The sequence below is a fragment of the Sphingomonas sp. Leaf257 genome (assembly GCF_001422185.1).
GTDB classification, from domain to species: Bacteria; Pseudomonadota; Alphaproteobacteria; order Sphingomonadales; family Sphingomonadaceae; genus Sphingomonas; species Sphingomonas yabuuchiae.
In genome coordinates this window covers 193,962-211,230 of sequence record NZ_LMMH01000032.1, presented here as the reverse complement: position 1 = coordinate 211,230, position 17,269 = coordinate 193,962, and the positions used below count along the sequence as shown (strand labels likewise).

Annotated in this window: 17 protein-coding genes; all 17 read right to left on the bottom strand. The window is 67.3% G+C overall.

Annotated elements, in window-relative coordinates:
• Position 1: 1 nt before the first annotated feature.
• Complete coding sequence (locus ASF14_RS13860; protein ID WP_330218795.1) at positions 2-787, bottom strand: DNA adenine methylase; 786 nt, start codon at positions 785-787, stop codon at positions 2-4.
• A gap of 303 nt (positions 788-1,090) precedes the next feature.
• Positions 1,091-1,618, bottom strand: coding sequence for a hypothetical protein (locus ASF14_RS13855; protein ID WP_156361197.1), 528 nt, complete (start codon positions 1,616-1,618; stop codon positions 1,091-1,093).
• A gap of 16 nt (positions 1,619-1,634) precedes the next feature.
• Positions 1,635-2,144 (bottom strand): N-acetylmuramoyl-L-alanine amidase, encoded by a 510-nt coding sequence (locus ASF14_RS13850; RefSeq protein ID WP_056436052.1) that lies wholly within the window; start codon positions 2,142-2,144, stop codon positions 1,635-1,637.
• A gap of 28 nt (positions 2,145-2,172) precedes the next feature.
• Positions 2,173-2,520 carry a hypothetical protein gene (locus ASF14_RS13845; protein ID WP_056436047.1) on the bottom strand — a complete coding sequence of 116 codons (348 nt, stop codon included), beginning with the start codon at positions 2,518-2,520 and terminating at the stop codon, positions 2,173-2,175.
• Positions 2,521-2,558: 38 nt separating this feature from the next.
• The gene (locus ASF14_RS13840) at positions 2,559-5,162 is read right to left on the bottom strand and encodes a hypothetical protein (RefSeq protein WP_056436038.1); all 2,604 of its coding nucleotides are present in this window, start codon (positions 5,160-5,162) and stop codon (positions 2,559-2,561) included.
• Positions 5,159-5,971: a hypothetical protein gene (locus ASF14_RS13835; protein WP_056436030.1), complete on the bottom strand. Its 813-nt coding sequence runs from the start codon at positions 5,969-5,971 to the stop codon at positions 5,159-5,161. Before ASF14_RS13835 ends, ASF14_RS13840 begins: the two co-directional genes overlap by 4 nt.
• A gap of 15 nt (positions 5,972-5,986) precedes the next feature.
• Entirely contained in the window at positions 5,987-8,983 is a 2,997-nt protein-coding gene (locus ASF14_RS13830) for a gp53-like domain-containing protein (protein WP_168371535.1), read from the bottom strand.
• Positions 8,983-9,390 (bottom strand): DUF6950 family protein, encoded by a 408-nt coding sequence (locus tag ASF14_RS13825; RefSeq protein WP_056436025.1) that lies wholly within the window; start codon positions 9,388-9,390, stop codon positions 8,983-8,985. Before ASF14_RS13825 ends, ASF14_RS13830 begins: the two co-directional genes overlap by 1 nt.
• Positions 9,387-10,040, bottom strand: a complete 654-nt coding sequence (locus ASF14_RS13820) for a hypothetical protein (RefSeq protein ID WP_056436020.1) — start codon at positions 10,038-10,040, stop codon at positions 9,387-9,389. The genes ASF14_RS13825 and ASF14_RS13820 overlap by 4 nt, the downstream gene beginning before the upstream one ends.
• Entirely contained in the window at positions 10,037-10,648 is a 612-nt protein-coding gene (locus tag ASF14_RS13815) for a hypothetical protein (protein ID WP_056436015.1), read from the bottom strand. Before ASF14_RS13815 ends, ASF14_RS13820 begins: the two co-directional genes overlap by 4 nt.
• A 7-nt stretch (positions 10,649-10,655) precedes the next feature.
• A complete protein-coding gene (locus ASF14_RS13810; RefSeq protein WP_056436008.1) occupies positions 10,656-14,426 on the bottom strand; it encodes a tape measure protein in 3,771 nt (1,256 codons plus the stop codon).
• Between the two features lie 123 nt (positions 14,427-14,549).
• The gene (locus ASF14_RS13805) at positions 14,550-14,987 is read right to left on the bottom strand and encodes a hypothetical protein (RefSeq protein ID WP_056436005.1); all 438 of its coding nucleotides are present in this window, start codon (positions 14,985-14,987) and stop codon (positions 14,550-14,552) included.
• Positions 14,988-14,989: 2 nt separating this feature from the next.
• On the bottom strand, positions 14,990-15,430 hold the full coding sequence (locus ASF14_RS13800) for a phage tail tube protein (protein WP_056435999.1): 441 nt from the start codon (positions 15,428-15,430) through the stop codon (positions 14,990-14,992).
• Between the two features lie 67 nt (positions 15,431-15,497).
• A complete protein-coding gene (gene gp17, locus ASF14_RS13795) occupies positions 15,498-15,887 on the bottom strand; it encodes a tail completion protein gp17 (protein ID WP_056435996.1) in 390 nt (129 codons plus the stop codon).
• Entirely contained in the window at positions 15,880-16,398 is a 519-nt protein-coding gene (locus ASF14_RS13790; protein WP_056435993.1) for an HK97 gp10 family phage protein, read from the bottom strand. Before ASF14_RS13790 ends, gp17 begins: the two co-directional genes overlap by 8 nt.
• Positions 16,395-16,742, bottom strand: coding sequence for a head-tail adaptor protein (locus ASF14_RS13785; protein WP_056435990.1), 348 nt, complete (start codon positions 16,740-16,742; stop codon positions 16,395-16,397). The genes ASF14_RS13790 and ASF14_RS13785 overlap by 4 nt, the downstream gene beginning before the upstream one ends.
• On the bottom strand, positions 16,742-17,269 hold the full coding sequence (locus ASF14_RS13780) for a head-tail connector protein (RefSeq protein ID WP_056435987.1): 528 nt from the start codon (positions 17,267-17,269) through the stop codon (positions 16,742-16,744). Before ASF14_RS13780 ends, ASF14_RS13785 begins: the two co-directional genes overlap by 1 nt.

Sequence of the window (17,269 nt, the reverse complement as noted above, 5' to 3'; positions counted from 1 at the left end):
GTCAGTCCTTCCGGTTGGAAATGTTGGAGATGATGAGTTCGCGGACCCGCTTCCCGCTGCCGGAGCCGACCGTGTAGGTCGTCTCGACGTCCTCGATGTCGAAGCGGGAGAAGACGGCGCGCGCGCCGTCGGTGGCGTTGATCGAGAGGATGAAGCGGCCGCGAATGGTGGCGAGCTGGTCGGCCAGGCGCTCGAAGTCGGCGCGCTCGAAGACGCCGGTGCCGTAATCGTCCTCGCAGTCCCAATAGGGCGGATCGAGATAGAACAGGGCGCGCGGGTCGTCGTACCGCTCGATGACGGCCGCATAGCCCAGGCGTTCGATCGTCACGCCCGCGAGGCGCGAGCCAAGGCGCTCGAGGTTGGGGATCACCTTGCGCGGATCGAAACGGCTGGAGCCGGTCTTGTCGACGCCGAAAGTGCGGGTGCGGATCTTGCCGCCGAAGGTCAGGCGCTGAAGGTACAGGAAGCGACCGGCCCGTTCGATGTCGGTCAGGGTCGTTGGATCCACGCGGCGCAGGCGCTCGAATTCCTCACGGCTCGACAGTCGGCCGCGCAGATCCTGGGCCAGTGCGTCGGGGTGGCGCTGCGCCACCCGGAAGAAGTTGATGACGTCGCCCGAAATGTCATTGATGACCTCGACCGGCGCGGGGCGCGATCGGCGGAGGAAGATCCCGCCCATGCCCACGAAGGGCTCGACGTAGATCCGATGCGGCGTCGCACCGATCAGGGCGGTCAGACGCTTGGCGAGGTTACGCTTCCCGCCGAGGTACGGGGCGGGGGTCGAGATGCTGGAAATGGGATTGTCCTTCGCGAAGGCACGTCGGCTACGCGCGCGAAGTCTGGCCCACCGGCGGACTGCCGGCAGGGGGTGGCGCTCTGTCGCCAGGGAACGGGTAGTGACCGATAATGGTCGGTAATGGGGGAGTGGTGGGGCGGTCTCTGCCTATCGCGCCACCCGGCCGCGTACCGGGCGGGTCTTTCATTCAGCAGGCCACCCGGCAAAGCCGGTGCCTGTTCTTGCCGCGCACGGGCTGCTCCTTTCGGCTAGTCCAGAGCAGCAAGTCGGCCTTGCCGCCCGGACCGCCGATCGTCAACCGCCGGTGACGAAGCGGTACTCGGCCGTCGCCTTTTCGGCCGTGCGCAGCGCGTCATTGCGCTCGGCCGTACTGGACGCGCTGCGCGCCGTCGCCAGCGCCTGGCTGACCAGCTCGGCCGCCGCGCGCACCAGGGCGGCCCGCTCGGGCGGCAGGAAGGCGACGAAGGGCGCGGCGAATGCGCGCGCCTGGTCGAATTGGTCGGTAATCCGCGCCAGCCGCTGCATCGAGGAGGGCGCGCCGGTCGGGGTGGCGCACGCCGCCAGGCCCAGCGCCAGGCCGATCGCCGCGATCCTAGCGCGGGCACCCATGCCGGGCGGCAGGGTGTCGGTCGCAATGACATGGGTTGACCGGAAGCGCAGGATCAGCGTCGCGATCGCGACGAAGCCCATGATCGCCCCGACCAGCTGGTCTTGGTCGATGCCGGTGGGCAGGATGTTGAAGGTGGCGAGGATGGCGAAAAGCGCGGCGACGATCTGGAGCCAGATCGTCCGGCTCTGCCACCAATATTTGATGTCGGTCATGATGTCCTCCAGGGGATCAGGCGGGGCGGCCGACGCGCGCATATTCGGTCAGCGCGTCGAAGCAGGGGCAGGCTTTCAGCCATTCATTCGGCGTGATCTGGCCGTCGCGGTTGCGATCGGGCGAATAGTCGCGGTGGCCCTTGATGACGGCCGCCGGGTGCGCGCCCTTCAGCTCGGCCAGCAGATCGAGCATTGCGGCCTTCTGCGCCGGGGTGCGGGTGTCGACGGGCTTTCCGGCCGCGTCGGTACCGCCGACATAGACCACGCCGATGGAATGGGCGTTGAAGCCCTCGACATGGGCGCCGGGTTGCGCCTTCGGTCGGCCGATCTCGATCGTGCCGTCCAGGCCGACGACGAAGTGATAGCCGATATCCTTCCAGCCCTTGGCCAGGTGCCAGCCGCGGATCTGTTCGGCGCTGACCGCACGCCCGGCCGGGGTTGCGGTGCAGTGGACCGCGATGCTGCTGATCGAGCGGGTAATGGGCGCGCGCGCGGCTGCGCGCCACGGTGCGAGTGGCGTCGTCATGGTCGTCGGTCCTTTCAGGTGGTCGGGGTCAGCGCGCGGGGAGCTGGTCCAGCTCGGCGTCGACGCGCTTCAGGAAATGGTCGCGCGCCAGGCGCACGAGGCGATCGGAGCTGACGGCCGCCAGCGACCCGATCAGGACGCGGTAATCGGTCCCGACCGAGACGCCTATGATCCGGGCGGCCGCGTCGCTGATCGCGATCGCCAGCAGGCCCAGCATCCCAAGCAGCAGCAGATCCGCAAAGACGCTGCGCCAGGACAGTCGCCGCCCCTCGGTCACGGCCAGGCCGTATTTGGCGGCCGTCCCGATCACCATACCGGCGATCGTCGGCCCGTATTTCGCCCCGGCCAAGCCGAAGAAGTTGATCGGCTCGGACATCGGGTGTCTCCTAAATGGTACTGTAGATCAGGAAGAAATCAGGCAGCGGCGCGCGCAAACGCCTGGTCCGTGCGCAGCTCGGTCTCGCCGGGCGGCAGCGCGGTGATGCGAATGTCGAGCAATTTGGCGACGTTCGTGGCCCGGTTGGATTGGAGCACCCCGCCGGTCGGCCGATCGATGAAAAGCCCGACGTCCGCGTCGCGGATGTCATTGTCGTTGGCGACGAAATCCTTGCGATATTGCAGCCGGACGACGCGGCCATCCAGTGTCATCGTGGTTGTGCCATTGCCCGACGACGAGATACCACGACGACAGCCGACGATCACATTGCCATAGATGTGCAGACTGACGACATCATTGTCCTCGCCCGGCCCGATCGCCCAGCTGTAGGGATAGAGATTGGCATTTTCGCAGTAATTCCAGCGCACGATACCGCTTGCCATCACGCCGATGCAGAAATTGTGCCCGCGCACTCGATTGCCCTCGATCAGGCACGTCTCGGACCGCACGACGATCGCGCCCTTGCCGCCGCCCGTAAAGGCCACGACGCAATTGTTGCGCACGATGGCGTAGGCTGGATTGCGGACGTACAGCGCCGTCGAGCGGCCGATCTGGATACAGTCGGCCTGCGCACCCTCGGGCGGTGGCACGTCGCACGCCTCGATCAGCGTGACCCCGCCAATGCCCTCGCAATAGATGCCGTCGCCCGCACCATTGCCAGTGCGAAGGCCGTAATTGTCGTGGACGTAGCAACGCCGCACCGCGACATCCTCGGCCAGCGCATTCCCTGGGAAGGCGATCTCGCGAAACGGCAGCGTGCGCAGCTCGACCACGTCGCCGATCGCAGCGGTCCCGGCGATGGTGAAAGAGATGCCGACCGTCGACGAGGAATAGGCGACCCCACCGCTGGCCGTGCCCACGACCGATCCGTCCGGCCGACGTATCTGCCAGCGCGTCTCGCCACCGCTGCCGCCGGTCGTGCACTCCAGGCGAAAGACGCCGGTCAGCGCGGCTTCGGTCGCTCCGATCCCCGTCACCTGCACATCGGCCGGGGCCAATTGCAGGACGGCCACCGCGCGACGCGTATTGCCGCGCAGGGCGATGGCGATCGCATTCGGGTCGGTGCGCGACCCGTTCCCCGTCACCTCGCAGGTGTCGATAATGATGCCCGAGCCGCCATAGGTATTGACCCCGCGCTGGGTCGCCCCGGTGACGCAAAGCCCGTCGAGCCGCCAGAGGCTCTGGCCATTCTCGTCGACGCCGACCGATCCTCCGCCGACGCGGGGGCGATCGCCCGCGCCGAAGCCCGTGTACGTGCAGCCATAGCTGGCATAGAGCGTCTCGGCCCAGGTGCCGCCTCGCGCCAGCCGAAGCTCGCTCCCCGCCGCCAGCACGCCCAGCATCGCTGCGACCGCCAGCGATTTCCACGCCTTGGCCGGGGTGGTCCCGTCCGCCGTGTCGTCGCCGGTCGGCGAGACATAGCGTGCCGCGTCGACCACCATCGTGCCGGTCGCCGTCCACTGTGCCAGCGCGCCGTCCGACAGCTCGCCGCGCACCTCGACCGACCGGATCGTGCCGTTCAGCGGCGTGCCTCCCGCCGCATCCGCGCCGATAATCAGCCTGGACAGACCGGCAGGCGGCTCGCGCCAGCAATCGTGGCGCAGCATCCCTGCCGCCGCCAGCGTCCAGCCCCTGGGCGATACGCGCAGCGCCACCCGCAGCCGCCCCGGCCCCAGCACGCGCGCGATGCGCGGCCGCCACGGGCTGGCGGTCGAGGTGACGGACAGCGCATTGTCGATCGTGCGGCTGACCGCGATCTCGCCGCCGGTCGGTGACACGAGGGTCAGGACGCGGCGATCGATGCCGTCCGCCCGGTCCAGCTCCAGCTCGATCAGGATTGTGTGCGGCCGGGAATAGCGCGGTGCGACATCGACCAGCGTCTCGGCTCCGCGCGTGGCAGCCTGGCCCAGCGTGACGATCGGGCTTGTGATGCGGTCCAGCTCGACCTGTGGCAGGATGATGAGGACTTCGGACCCGGCCCGCACGATCAGGCGCGCCTGGCCCCCGCTCGCCGTCGCCGTATGCACGCGGCCGACCCGTCGCCATTCGGGGCCGGAGAAATCGGGCGTCGACCCGCCGCCGCCCGTGACGGTCAGATAGCCGGAGCCTTTGACACAGCGGACATAGGCCGAAATCCCCAGCCGCTGGCCACCCGCCGCATTGGCGAAGGGAACGGCGAAATCGGTGTCGCTTGGATTGATGCACCGGATGACCTTGCCCGACATAACGCCCGCTGCGAGCAGCTCGTCGAATATCCCGGATGCGGCCAGCGCCGCGCTGTCATCGGCGACCAGGATATCCGCGCCGCTCGGCCGATTGGACAGCCGGGCATAGCCGTCGATCGACGTCGGCGCCGCGTTGCGCATCGTCAGCAAATTGGTCGCGGCAGGCTCCAGCTTCAGCCCGGCGCTCGCCACGATGCGCGGCTGTCCGGCAGGCGACAGGCGCAGCCTCCCGTCCGACGCCAGCGTGATCCCGCCCGCGCCGATGACCGTCATCCCGGCCACGTCGGCCGCGCGCGCGAAGCTGCGCTTGCCGACCGAGAAGCGACCGCCCGCGAAATCGACCCGCAGCTTGCTCATGCCCAGGTGCCCTGAAGGACCAGGCGCAGGCCCTCCGCATCCTTGCCCTCGGCCTGGACCGCCAGCGTCATGAGGCTGTCCAGGCCGACCAGCGCGCGGGTGATCGTCGGCTGCGCGGTGCCCGCCGCCCGGCTGGATCGCTGCCCTGGCAGGACGCGCAGCGGAGCCGACAGGATCGACGCCCCGCTGACCTTCAGGTCGGCCTGGATGCCGAGCGTCCCGGCAGGGGATTGATCCGGCTTGCGCACCGACAGGCTGACAGCCGACAGCATCATGGCGGCGGGGGCCATCATCCAGCCCGCCTCCTCGTCGACGCGCACGATTTCGTCATCCGCATAGCATTCGATGGGGATAGTGAAGGGCGCGCCGACCGCTCCGACGACCTGACCCGCATCGATCAGCCTGCCATCGGTCAGGCGCTGCATCAGGTGGCCGGTGGCCTGGTCGACATAGGCGTTCGCCACGCCGACGCCCTGGGGGCCGCGATCACCCTGCGGGGGATTCACGACGGCCGATCCGGCCAGCGTCTCGGTCGCCGCGATGAGAGACAGCACCTTCCGGGAAAGGGCGTAATTCTCATTCATGATCGGCAGCAGGAAATAGGACAGCTGGGCGGCCGTCACGCCTGGATAAGGCTCGACCAGCGTCAGGCTGCTCGGACCGTCGACCGAGGCGACCGGAAACACCGCGCCCGCGATGTTGAGCACCAGGCCGTCATAGCCCGCCAGCCATGCCGTGCCCGTGCCTGTCACGGTGCGCGACCCGCGCGTGACGGCGACCGTGCCTGCCTGTTCAAATGGGCTGGGCATTGCTGTGTCCTTCAATCAGTAGCCGACCGCGAACCAATCGAAGCCGTCGAGGGTCTGGCGGGTGACGTTCGGTGCCTGGGTGTAGACGGAAGCGCCGAAGCGGCTGGGCGCGCCCATGTTCTGGAGCCACAGGTCGCGGACATCGCTGGCGCTGTTGATGTACGGCGTCGCGACAAAGCTCATGCACATCGTCGGGAATGCTATCGGGAAGACGATAGAGAGAGACGTCTCGCTGTTGATGTATTGGCGGTACTGCCCCCACATCATGTAGAAGCCACCCGGCAGCGCCTGGTAGCCGCCAGCCGGGTCTCTCAGCGATTGCCTCGACAGAAACTCGAAGTCGATCGCACCCGCCGACAGATGGTCGACACGCACATTCGGCATGTAGACGCCGCCGATATCCGCCCGCAGTAGCGGCTTGTCGCCACCATCCGGCGTTTCAATGCTCAGGGTGTCGGTGGTCAGCACGATCGCCGACACGCCGTTTTCGCTCGCGATCCCCATGCCCGCGACGCGCTTCCGTCCATTCCGGTCCGTCTGGACCTTCAGCGTGTATTCGGCGGAAAGGCCGGTGACCTTGTCGGCGACCGTCTTGAAGGATTGCTCGATTGTCGCACCGCCAACATCATCCATGCGGGCAGCGAGCGTCTTTACGCTTTTGGCGACCGTGCCGACGTCGGTCTTGTACGATGTGTCGACGGTCTGGATCGCCGACTCCAGCGTGACCGGCTTCCCGTTGAGCATGACGGTGACCCGCGTGCCCAGGCCTTGAATGCGCTCGACGACGAGATTTCCATTCTCGTCGATAAGCATATTGCGCAGGTCTTTGATGGCCCCAGCGCGATCCAAGCCTTCCTGAACGACACGGAGACCGACTTCGTCGACGCTTTTGTAGACGGCCTTGTTGGCCTCGACCCGCGCCTTTTCCTCCTTGATCTGCCAGGCCGTCACGCCTTCGCCGTAGGTGGCAATCCGATTGTCGACGGCCTCGAACGACGCGTAATTCGCGTTGGCGATGGTCCGGCGCAGCTGGGTCATCCCCGCTGCGACCTCGCCCTTGACGTCGATCCCGGCCACCTTCTTTTCGGCCTCGTCCAGGCGGCTGGTCAGCTGCTCGAAGCTCTCCGCGACCTTGCTGCCATCGTCCTCGATCCGGGTGCCAAAGGTCTGGATCGCGACCAGGTTCTGCTTGGCCAGGGCGCTGGCAGCGCTGATCGCCGCCGCGCCGAAATCAATATTGAACGCGGCCTGCTCGTCCAGCGGGGTCCGCAGGAGGTTGCTCAGCTTATCGCCGACCAGGTTCTTCGTGATCGCGTCGGCCTTGTCGCCCGCGCTCTTGATGGCCGTGACGACGCCTTCGGTGCCCGAGACATTCGACCACTCGGCCGTCTTGCCAGCATCGGCGATGGCCTGTTGCACCGGCCACAGCGTCGGATCGTAAGTCGTCGGCGCAGCGGCTTTGATTGCCGCCGCTTCGTTGGAATAGGCCAGATAGATGTCGGGATGTTCTTCCCGCAGCATCATCGGCACGGTGCCGTCGACCTGCGTCGCCATGTCGGCGATGCGGAACAGCTTCTTGTCCCACCCGAGCGGCAGGAACGAGAAGCGGATGACGTCGCCCTTCTGGTATTTCCAGGCCGTCGCCTGGAACACGGCGGTGAAGGTGCCACCATATTGCGCGCGGCCGAGGCGCAGCTTGAACAGCCGCTGGCCTTGGCCCGGCGATTGGACCAGGGCGAGGTTCACGGTCTGCGGTCGATCGATCCCATCCGGGCTCGCGATCTTCACCTCGGGCAGGTCGACCAACTGATACAGGGAATTGGCCGAGGGGTCGGTGTACCCGCCCCGGATGATGTTGACCGAGTCCGTCAGCGGCGGGGTCTGCAACCAGGTGAATTCACCCATGACGTCGCTGGTCGACAGGTCGCCGATCGGCGTCGCCAGATCATTGTGCAGGACGGTGACGCGGATTTTGCCATCCGCATCGTCCAGCACGGCATTCATCGCCGCCTTGTAATTGTCGAGGACCAGGCCGGGATCGTCGCCCTCGCTGTAGATGCCGTCGCTGCGATAGCGCGCCTCGGTCGTACCGTCGGCGCGCGTCACCGGCTCATCACAGAGGTTCGCGGCGGTGATGAAGCTCGGCAGATCGATGCGCGAGGCGGGGATGCCCTTGCCGACCGCCAGCTTCCATTCGCCCGTCGCCGGGTTCTGAATGCGCCAGCCCAGCAGGAAGAACAGCAGGCCCAGCGCCGGATTGCGGCAGGCGCTGGCGCTCCAGGCCCAGGTGCGCTGATCATCGGCGCGCATCGGGCCCGACCCACCGGGGACCGTCGAGTCGAGGCGGGGATCATAGAAGAGCGCGCCATCGCCGACGATCGTGACCCGCGACGGGATCGACGATGCGAAGGGCGACTCGGCCTTCTTGCCGTTCCCCGTCAGCTTGAAGCGGAGATACACATAGGCGAGGCCGGTATACCGCCGGGTGTTGCCCATGCGCGCGCCGATGTTGATCGCGTTGGCGGCGGAACCTTCCAGGACCGGCGTGACGTCGAGATAGCCGACATAGGGAGCCTGGACCCCGCCGGTCGCCGACCAGGCCAGCTTGTCGTCGAACCAGATCTCGCGGATCGCCTGGCAACGATGGCTGGCGCAAACGATGAAGCGGTGCAGGATGCTCTGATCGGCCGACCATTCCTGATCGCGCAGATCCGTCGCCATCGCGGTCGATCCGACCACGGTCTTGCGAAAAGCCCGCACATCCATGGAAACGGTCAGGCGATTGGCGTTCGCCTCACTGGTCGCCGGTGCTTTCGGTTTCGGCGATAGCAGCGACCCGGCGGTGTTCAGCACGGCGCTGGCCGCGATCAGACCGCCGACCGTCAGGCTGCCCACGCCGAAACTGGCCGACATGATGAAGCTCAGCGACGCACCGGCCGCCAGGCCGCCGGTGACGATCGCAAGGCCCGCGACCGCAACGACGGCTCCGGCGATTTTCAGCGCCTTCGCCATCAGCCGACACCCCAGCAGCGCGCCCATTCTGCGCGCGGATAGCGGACCAGGCCCGCCGCCCCGTCTTGCTCGCCGATGAAGATGGCATCGGTGCCGATGCACACGCCGACCATGCCGTCGACCATGACCAGGTCGCCGCGCCGGGCGTGGCCGATCGGCCGCTCGGGAAAGTCCGCCGATATCGTCTCGGCCAGCGATCCCGCGCCATAGCGGCGGAGCGCGCGCGCCGATCCGATCGCCGTCGTATAGCGCCCGCGATAGGCGGCAGCGGGATCGATGCCGGTCATGGCTTCCACGGCCCCGGCCGCGAACAGCGCGCAGTCCAGCTCGCCCCAGGCGAATACGGCCCCGTCCAGCGCCGCCATATAGGCGTGCAGACGTGCCTCCCAATCGGGCAGCCGGATCATAGCGCCTCCATCCGGCTGTACATTCCGCCCCCGCCACCGGCTGGGCTTTGCGTGGGGGTGTTGCTGACAAGCGGACTGCCCGACATGCCGTTCGCAACCGCGATCGCCGCGCGCGCGGACTGGTCGCCAGGGTCGAAAGTGTCCTGATCGAGATAGGTGCGCCCCGACGCCTTGCTGAAGGCGGCGAGATAGCTCTCGATCGTCAGGTTGATAGTCTGGCTCTCGGGCGATCCGCCGATCGCCAGCGACGTCATCCAGCCGGTGTAATAGTGCTGGACCCCGCCCTGTTGGTTGCCGTTCTCGTCGCGGATCATCCGCCACAGGCGCGCGGTCCGCCCCTGCCAATTGGCCTTGTTGCCGATGATGTTCAGCAGGTCGGCATCAAGCGCGACGATGCCCGACAGCTTGGCCGTCACCGCATCGGCACCGCCATCCTTGTTCCGGACGGGCCCGATATCGACGACGGTCGGATCGATCCCGTCGAAGGTGAAGCCGTCCAGGTCGACGTCGCCAGTACCGGAGAAGCCGAAGCTGCGCCCGGCCGTGCAGGCGCGCATTGGGTCGCCGACAATATCGAGGTAGCAGAAGAAGACCGGGCGAATGACCGACGCGTCGAGCGCGGCCGAGGCGGCAGCATCGGGGCGGCTCATCGGCGCTCCTCGGCCGTCACGGCGAATTGGTACATCTGCCCAGGTTCGACATCCCAGCCGGGCGGCTCGCTGGTCAGCGCCACGACGGCGTAGGGACGCTGAATCTCGACCGCCGCGCCTGCTGCCGGCGCTTCGCCCAGCTCGGGGCCGAAGACCGCCGTCGCCAGGCCCTGGCCATTCGTCACCAGATCCTGCGTCAGGCAGACGAGGCGGCGATGCCCGCTGGGCAGAAATACCGTCATCAGGTCGCCCGTCACCAAGACGGTAGCATTGGCGGGCAGGCCCTGGAGCGGGCAGCTATTGCCGCTGCCAGCGCCCGACCGCACGGTAGGGTTTGCCGCGCTGGTTTGGCGAGCGCTCTCGATCGCGACGATCGGGAAGCGGTGCACCGGCCCGTTGAGACTGACGAAGAACCCGCGCCAGCGCTTCGCCCGGTCCTCGCCGATCAGGACGCGGAAATTCCCGCTGACGGTCCAGAACTGCGCACCGGGCAGCCCGACCGTTTTGGTGGTGCCGGTCCATCCGGATCGATTGACCTGGGCGGCGAACGGCAGACGCCACTTTACGTTCTTCAGCGGTAGGTCCGCTGGCGGCATGATCAGGGCCATGGCAGTCCTAGAGGCTGGGGCGCTTGAGGATCGCGACCGTGGCGGACGCTGACGCCTCGACGAGCTGGGGCGCGGCGGATTTCACGACCTGGACGGCGACACCCGCCGCCCGGTTGTCGATCCGGGCGTCCAGGTCCTCGCTCAGCGCAATCGAGACGGTGACATTGCCCGACGCCCCGCCCAGCGCCGGGCTGCTCAGCGCGGACAGGGCAGGCGCGCGGGTGGGAATGATGCTGGACGGGGTCGATGCCCCGGACAGCGAACCGCCGGTGGCGAAGCGCGGCAGGCGACGACCATTGATCGCGGCCATGGTATCGGCCCCGTAATAGTCCACCGCGCGCTCGTTCATGATGAACTCACGGTTCGACAGCCGCACCGCACCGCCGCCAGGACCGCTCAGCAGGGCGAGGATGCTATCCGACCGGCCGGTGCCTGGCCCGCTGATCATGCCGCCCAGGGAGCCGCCATTGGCGCGCCCTGGTATCGACGACAGCGAGCCGCCATCCGCGAAGCCAAAGCCCGTGGAGCCGCCGATCGCGGCAAGGATCGCCTTCTGAATACCGATCCGGACCAGGTCGGAAATGATGCTCTCGGCCATTTTCTTGAAGGCCGAGCCGACGTCCTCGGTCCCGCTGATGATGCTTGCCAGGCCGCTCTCCAGCGACTCCAGGCCATTGACCTCGACGCTTTGCAGCGCCTCTTTCATGTCGCCGGTCGCGGCCTGAAGGCGCTGGCGATACTGGTCGAGCGGCCCGGCATTCTGGCGATCGACGTTCTTTTCGTCGGCCGCCTGAAGGTCGCCCAGCATTTCCTTGCGGCGCTGGGCGATTTTCTTTTCCGCCTCGGTGGAGTCGCGCGAGGCGAGGACGCCTTCCAGCTTTGCCCGCTCTTCCTCATACTGGATGTCGAGGATGCGGCGCTCCAGATCGCGACGATCCGATGCGGACGTGACCAGATTGCCCTGCGCCTTCAGCAGGTCCGTATGATTGGACCGATCGGCGCTGGCCAGCGCCAGCGCCTCGTCGGCGATCCGCTGACGCTCGCGCGCGTCGACGACTTGCGCTTCCAGGGCCGCGCGCTCGTCGTTCTTGGCCTGAAGGGTCTTCAGGCGCTGCTGGCCGGTTTCGCCGTCGCCCAGGCTGCCCTGCTTCGCCTGCTGGGCCAGCTCCTCGTTCCGGCTTTGCCGCTCGGCCTCGATCCGGGACTTCTCGATCGCGGCACGCTCGACGGCGGAATTGGTCAGGTCGGCGCGGGCGGCCGCGATATCGTTGTTCGCCTGGCGCTCGGCCGACGCAAAAGCACGGGTGTCGGACGCCGTGTCGCGCACCTGAGCGATTTCACGCTTTGCTGCCGCGTCGGCCTCGCGATCGGCCTTGTTGCGCGCGGTCCGGCTGATGCGGGCATTGCGATCGCCCTGCGCCCCGGCCGAGGCGCTGCGGAAGGACGCGGCGTCAGCGCTGGCCGCCTCGGACGCAGCTTGGGCCGACAGGCCGTCCTTCCGATATTTCTTGTACTGGGTCAGCTCGAATTTCTGGGCTTCCAGCGTGTCGATCTGCGACCGGATGCCGCGCTCCCTGGCAACCGTCAGGTCACGCGTGACGCGGGCCAGATCGCCGTCGACGTCACGGCCGCCGACGCGGTCGCTTTCCTTAATGCGCGCGACGAGTGGGATGTTGGCGGCAGCTTGCGCGCTGCGGTACGCGTCATTCTGACGCTGGCGAGCATCGCGAAGCGTGAAGCGATCCTTCTCGTCATCACGGCTCTCCGCTGCCGTATACTGGCCGAGCTGCCCGCGCACGCTCCGGTTCGCGACGGTCTGGGCGCGTGCATTGATGCGCGACTGGGCGGCATTCGCCTCGGCTTCCGCCGCGACGGAAAGGGACGTCAGGCCGAGCACCTGCTCATGGCGGCGCGCCTTGGCCAGATCATATAGCTTCTGCGCGGCTTCGCCGACCGCCCCAGCGAAATTGCGCATCTGGCCGGTCGATGATGCCGCCGCACCGCCAGCCTGGCTGATGGCGCTCGCAGCGGCACCGGCGGTTTGTGCCATCTGCGCCATGCGCTCGTTCAAGATCCGATTGGCCTCGGCGTTGCCCTGGAATGCCAAGGCGGTCGCCTTGCTGCGCTCCTCCGCCTCCGCCATCTGATGGTTCGCGTAGAGGATGGCCGCGACTAGCGCGCCGATCGTCAGCACCGCCGCGCCGCCCGCAACGGAGCCGCCGATCAGCGTCAGCCCACCGGCGAAAAGCTTCGACGCGGCCGCCGATGCGCGGCTGGCGATCGTCAATTCCGCCGCTGCCGCCGTGGATGCGGTCGAGGCGGCTGCGGCGCGGCCCTGGGCAGCGGCCAGCGCGTTCTCCAGCTCGATCAATTCGGCGTCGACGGTGGCCAGCGCGCGCTTGGTGACAAGCTGCGCCTTCAGGTCGGCATTCACGCGCCCCGCATCGGCCGACGTCACCGCCCGGCCGAGCCCGAAATTCAATTTCGAGTTGAAGGCCTGCTGCTCGGCCGCCTTCAGCGATTCCGCGCGCTGTGCCTCGATCAGCGCCATCGTCTCGCCGATCGCGACCTGATCCTGACGGCGGGCCGCGATCGTCGCCTCGATCGCGGCGACCTCGGTCCGCGCCGACGCTGCGGCAAATTCCGCCTTCTGCGCCGCCGCAGCCTTGCCGCTTAAGAGTACGATGCGCTCGCCATCCAGCGCCTTGGTCAGCAGCAGCACCTCGGCCGCCACCGCCGCCACAGGCCCCGCTGCAAAGCGGGTCGCAAATCCCGCGCCGACTATGGCCAGGGCGGGGACCAGCGTGTCCAAATTCTCCGACATGGCGACGATCGCGTTCGACAGGCGCGCTGTCGCGCTCAGCCCGGCATCCGTCTCGCCGATATACTTGCCCAGGGCATTGTTCAGGATCGTCAGCGACGCGCCGATCGTCAGGTTCGCTTTTGCGGCCTGCGCCTCCAGATCCGCCGAGCCCTTCAGGAAGGCGCGGAAAAAGTCGGTGTTCGACACCTTGCCGTCGTTGACCAGCTGCTTGAGCTTGGACACCGAGCCGCCCGCCCCGTCGAGGTTCTTCGCGACGGCCTGGAGGATCGGGCGCGCGCCATCGACGATCGAATTGAATTCTTCGGCCTGCACGCGCGAGCTGCCGAGCAGCTGCCCCAGCTGCTGGAGCGCGCCGCTCGCCTCCTGGGTCGATCCGCCCTGGACGCGCAGCGCGGCTGACACGCCGCTGGTGAAGCGGAGCAGGTCCGCGTTCGATGCCCCCAGCTCCTTCGCGGCCGTCGCCGCCTTGCCGTAAAGGGTGCCGACCGATTCAAGCTCGACGCCATTGCGCTGGGCGACGGCGTAAAGGTCGTTCTGCGTCTTGGCGAGCTGGATGCCCTCCAACCCGGCGACCTTCAGCTGATTGGTGTAGCGGGTGTAGCTGTCCGCATAATCCTTCACGCGATCGGCCGAGAAGGCTGCGGCCAGGCCCGACGCCGACCCGAGGAGCGCGGCCTTGATGCCGCTGGTCGAGGCGCGGATGCGCCCCTCGGTCTGCTCGACGGCCGTGCCGATCGTCGCGATCTGGCGGCGGGCGGCATTGATCGACGTCTGCATGCCCGCCAGGGGACGGCCGAACTCGCCGAACCGGCGATCGGTGGCGTCCAGGCGGCGCTGCGTCTCGGAGGTGAAGCGGTCCACCTGCGCCTGCCCGGCGCTGAGGTTTCGCCGCAGCAGCTCCACCGAGGCATCCACCTGGAGGAGGAGCGTCTTGACGTCGGTCGCATCCGCCATCGCCTCACTCCTCGCTGGACACGTTCATGGATTTCCAGACCTCGAAAGCGGCCCAGAACTCATGCGGTGTCGATTTCCAGAACTGCGCGGCGGGCCACCCCAGGGCGGCCGACGCGATGCCCGCTAGTCGGCGACGGGGATCTCGGGGGTCATCATCCCCGTCGCCTTCGCTTCCCCCGAGGGGAGGCATCCGCCGGTGGCCGCCAGGCCGAGGACGATCGCGATGCGCGGCTGCACGGCCATCACACCGACCGGGAACAGCAGCTCCGCGATCGTGTCGACGTTGACCCCTTTGTGCGCAGTGACCCGCGACCGTTCCGAAGCCGAGGAATATTCATCCAGGACCTGCTCGCGGCCCCAGCCGCGAACTAGCTCGGTGACGACGATCGCCTGCGCCTCTTGCGTCAGCACGCCTTGCTCGGCCAGCTGGGTCAGCTGCAACAGCGCGAGGCCGGTCTTCTTTTCCATCGCGACGATGGCGGTATACGACGGGCGAAGCACAAAGCTCTGCCCGTCGAGTACCAGGTCAACCTCGCCGCGAACCGCGTTCGCGTCGCCCATGATCAGGCGAGCTTGTCGGTGGTCGGCGCGGCTGCGGCCGAGAATTCGATTTTGGCCTTCACCGCGTCATTCTGGCCGAATTCGGTCGACGCGATGTTGCCATAGACCGACCCGGCAAAGACGACATCGGCGGGCGATGCGCCGGTCTGGCCACCCTTGCGGATCTGGACATTGAACGGCGTGGCGGGCGCGGCATTGCACAGCGTCTCCAGGCGAGTGTAGCCATCGGCGTCCGGCAAGTTGGGGATCGCGTCGAGCGACAGCTTCAGCGATTTCAGGCCGGGGGCCGACGTGCCGTAGCCGGAATCGTCCTTGCTGGTCGTGTCGATCGAGCCCGCATCGCGGCTGACCGACAGGGTCTGCTGCCCCTTCACCAGGTTATAGGTGCCTGCGGTCGCGCTCTCGACCCAGAGCAGGTAATCGTTGCCAAGCTTCTTCGCCATCGTGCTTCTCCCATACGAAAAGCCCCGCTGGCGAGGCGGGGCGAGGGTTTATGAAAGGGTGGGGTTCTCAGCTGTCGCTGAAGGCCAGGATCGTCAGGATCGTGGTGCCGATGTAGCCGGAGCCGTCCCCGGCCAGCTCGGCCGCGCTGCTGGCGATGGAATAGTGGAAGTTCCAGCCCAGCCGCTTGAAGGACTTCCCTGCGAGCAAGGCCTCGATCTGGTCCTGGATGTCGGAACAGGGGCGGCGTTCATCGCCCTCGGTCAGCACGATGATGGTCAGGGTGATGCGGCGATCGGGATCGTTGGCGCGGCCGTACGGGGCGCTCAGCATCTCGCCGATGATGACCACCGGCAGCGGCTGATCGTCGGGCACATCCTGGAAGACCGGAGCGCCGGTGATGCCGAGATGCAGCACGTCATAGCTGGTCGCCTCGACGGCCGCTGTGGCGCTAGTCATTGCCACCACCGATCCGCTTCAGCGCGCGGTCGAACACCTTGTTCGCGCGCTGGTTGATCATGTCGCGCAGCTCGCGGTAGCGGCCGGACACGAAATGGTCGCCTGCCCGGCCCCGCACGCGCATCTGATAGACCGACACCAGGTGGGCCGATTTGTTGTTGTTGCCGCCATGCTTCAGGTGCGCCGTCTCTTTCGCCCGAGCCCCGCGCTTGTAGCGGCGGACGGTGACGGTCTGCGCCCTGCGCCCCTTGTCCAGGATGAAGCCGTAAAAGAGCTTGGCCCGGCCGCGCGGCGTGCCCAGCAGGCCGACCTGAAGGCGCAGCGACTTCGGCAGCACCTTGTACTTCACACCGGCGATCAGGCGTCCAGTCCGGTTCCGGGCACGCGCCTGCATCGCGGCGCGGATTTTCTGACCGCCATCCTCGAGGACCGAAACAATCTCGGCCGAGACGGCATCGGGCAGCTGCTTGAGGCGGCGACGCAGGGCCCGCGCGCCCTTTACGGTGCTCATCGGCCGTTCCCTCCACTCTCGCAGGTCAGAACCAGGCCGTCGCCCGCCTCGTTGGGCGCTGCGGCCGTGATGTTCATCACGATCGCACCCCAGACCAGGCGCAGCTGCGGCGTCACGTCGTTGCGGTGTCGGATCGTGACGCGCCACAACTGCACCGCCCGCTCGATGCTCTCGCGCACCGCTTCCTGCCCGCGCAGGGCGATGATCTCGGCCCAGGGCATGGCGACGTCGGTCCAACCGTCTGTCGCCGGGTTCTTCTTTCGCCCGCCAGTGCCGTTATCAATGGTGTCCGGACGCTGAAGCTTCACCAAATGCTTCAACCGGCGACTATCGAGCGCGCTCATCAGTAGATCCGATCGTTGACCAGCAGCGGCTCGACGTCGACCGGCCGATCGTCGAACCGGCTGCGGATCAGCACGAACAGCACGAGGCGCAGATTGGCCGGGACGGCAGACGGGTCGGACCCATATCCAACATTCAGGTCGACCAGGATCGGGCCCGCCACGGTACGCGGCAGGCGATAGCCTGGCACCGCCGCGATTCCGCGTTCCAGGCCAAGGCCGGTCAGATACAAGTTGGCGGGATCGATCGCGGTGGGCGCGCCAGGCGCGCCATAGGTGACGGCCTTGATGCTTTTGACCGGACCGACCGGCAAATGGTCCAGATCGTCGAAGCTGTCAGCCTGAACGCGCACGACCTGGTCGAGAAGCCGCTGGCCGGTAATCCGCTCCAGATCCGACCGCGCCGCCTGGATGAGCAGCGAGACGTCATCGTCCTGCGCGCTGCCATCGATACGAAGGAAGCGCTTCACCGCCTCCAGGTCGATCGGCTCTTTCGCCGGTGCGACGATGGTGACGGTCGCGCCGATCAT

Bases quoted from the DNA above. Each gene is read 5' to 3' on its own strand.
- ASF14_RS13855 (WP_156361197.1), bottom strand. From the start codon at position 1,618: ATGACCGACATCAAATATTGGTGGCAGAGCCGGACGATCTGGCTCCAG.
- ASF14_RS13850 (WP_056436052.1), bottom strand. From the start codon at position 2,144: ATGACGACGCCACTCGCACCGTGGCGCGCAGCCGCGCGCGCGCCCATT.
- ASF14_RS13845 (WP_056436047.1), bottom strand. From the start codon at position 2,520: ATGTCCGAGCCGATCAACTTCTTCGGCTTGGCCGGGGCGAAATACGGG.
- ASF14_RS13840 (WP_056436038.1), bottom strand. From the start codon at position 5,162: ATGAGCAAGCTGCGGGTCGATTTCGCGGGCGGTCGCTTCTCGGTCGGC.
- ASF14_RS13835 (WP_056436030.1), bottom strand. From the start codon at position 5,971: ATGCCCAGCCCATTTGAACAGGCAGGCACGGTCGCCGTCACGCGCGGG.
- ASF14_RS13830 (WP_168371535.1), bottom strand. From the start codon at position 8,983: ATGGCGAAGGCGCTGAAAATCGCCGGAGCCGTCGTTGCGGTCGCGGGC.
- ASF14_RS13825 (WP_056436025.1), bottom strand. From the start codon at position 9,390: ATGATCCGGCTGCCCGATTGGGAGGCACGTCTGCACGCCTATATGGCG.
- ASF14_RS13820 (WP_056436020.1), bottom strand. From the start codon at position 10,040: ATGAGCCGCCCCGATGCTGCCGCCTCGGCCGCGCTCGACGCGTCGGTC.
- ASF14_RS13815 (WP_056436015.1), bottom strand. From the start codon at position 10,648: ATGGCCCTGATCATGCCGCCAGCGGACCTACCGCTGAAGAACGTAAAG.
- ASF14_RS13810 (WP_056436008.1), bottom strand. From the start codon at position 14,426: ATGGCGGATGCGACCGACGTCAAGACGCTCCTCCTCCAGGTGGATGCC.
- ASF14_RS13805 (WP_056436005.1), bottom strand. From the start codon at position 14,987: ATGGGCGACGCGAACGCGGTTCGCGGCGAGGTTGACCTGGTACTCGAC.
- ASF14_RS13800 (WP_056435999.1), bottom strand. From the start codon at position 15,430: ATGGCGAAGAAGCTTGGCAACGATTACCTGCTCTGGGTCGAGAGCGCG.
- gp17 (WP_056435996.1), bottom strand. From the start codon at position 15,887: ATGACTAGCGCCACAGCGGCCGTCGAGGCGACCAGCTATGACGTGCTG.
- ASF14_RS13790 (WP_056435993.1), bottom strand. From the start codon at position 16,398: ATGAGCACCGTAAAGGGCGCGCGGGCCCTGCGTCGCCGCCTCAAGCAG.
- ASF14_RS13785 (WP_056435990.1), bottom strand. From the start codon at position 16,742: ATGAGCGCGCTCGATAGTCGCCGGTTGAAGCATTTGGTGAAGCTTCAG.
- ASF14_RS13780 (WP_056435987.1), bottom strand. From the start codon at position 17,269: ATGATCGGCGCGACCGTCACCATCGTCGCACCGGCGAAAGAGCCGATC.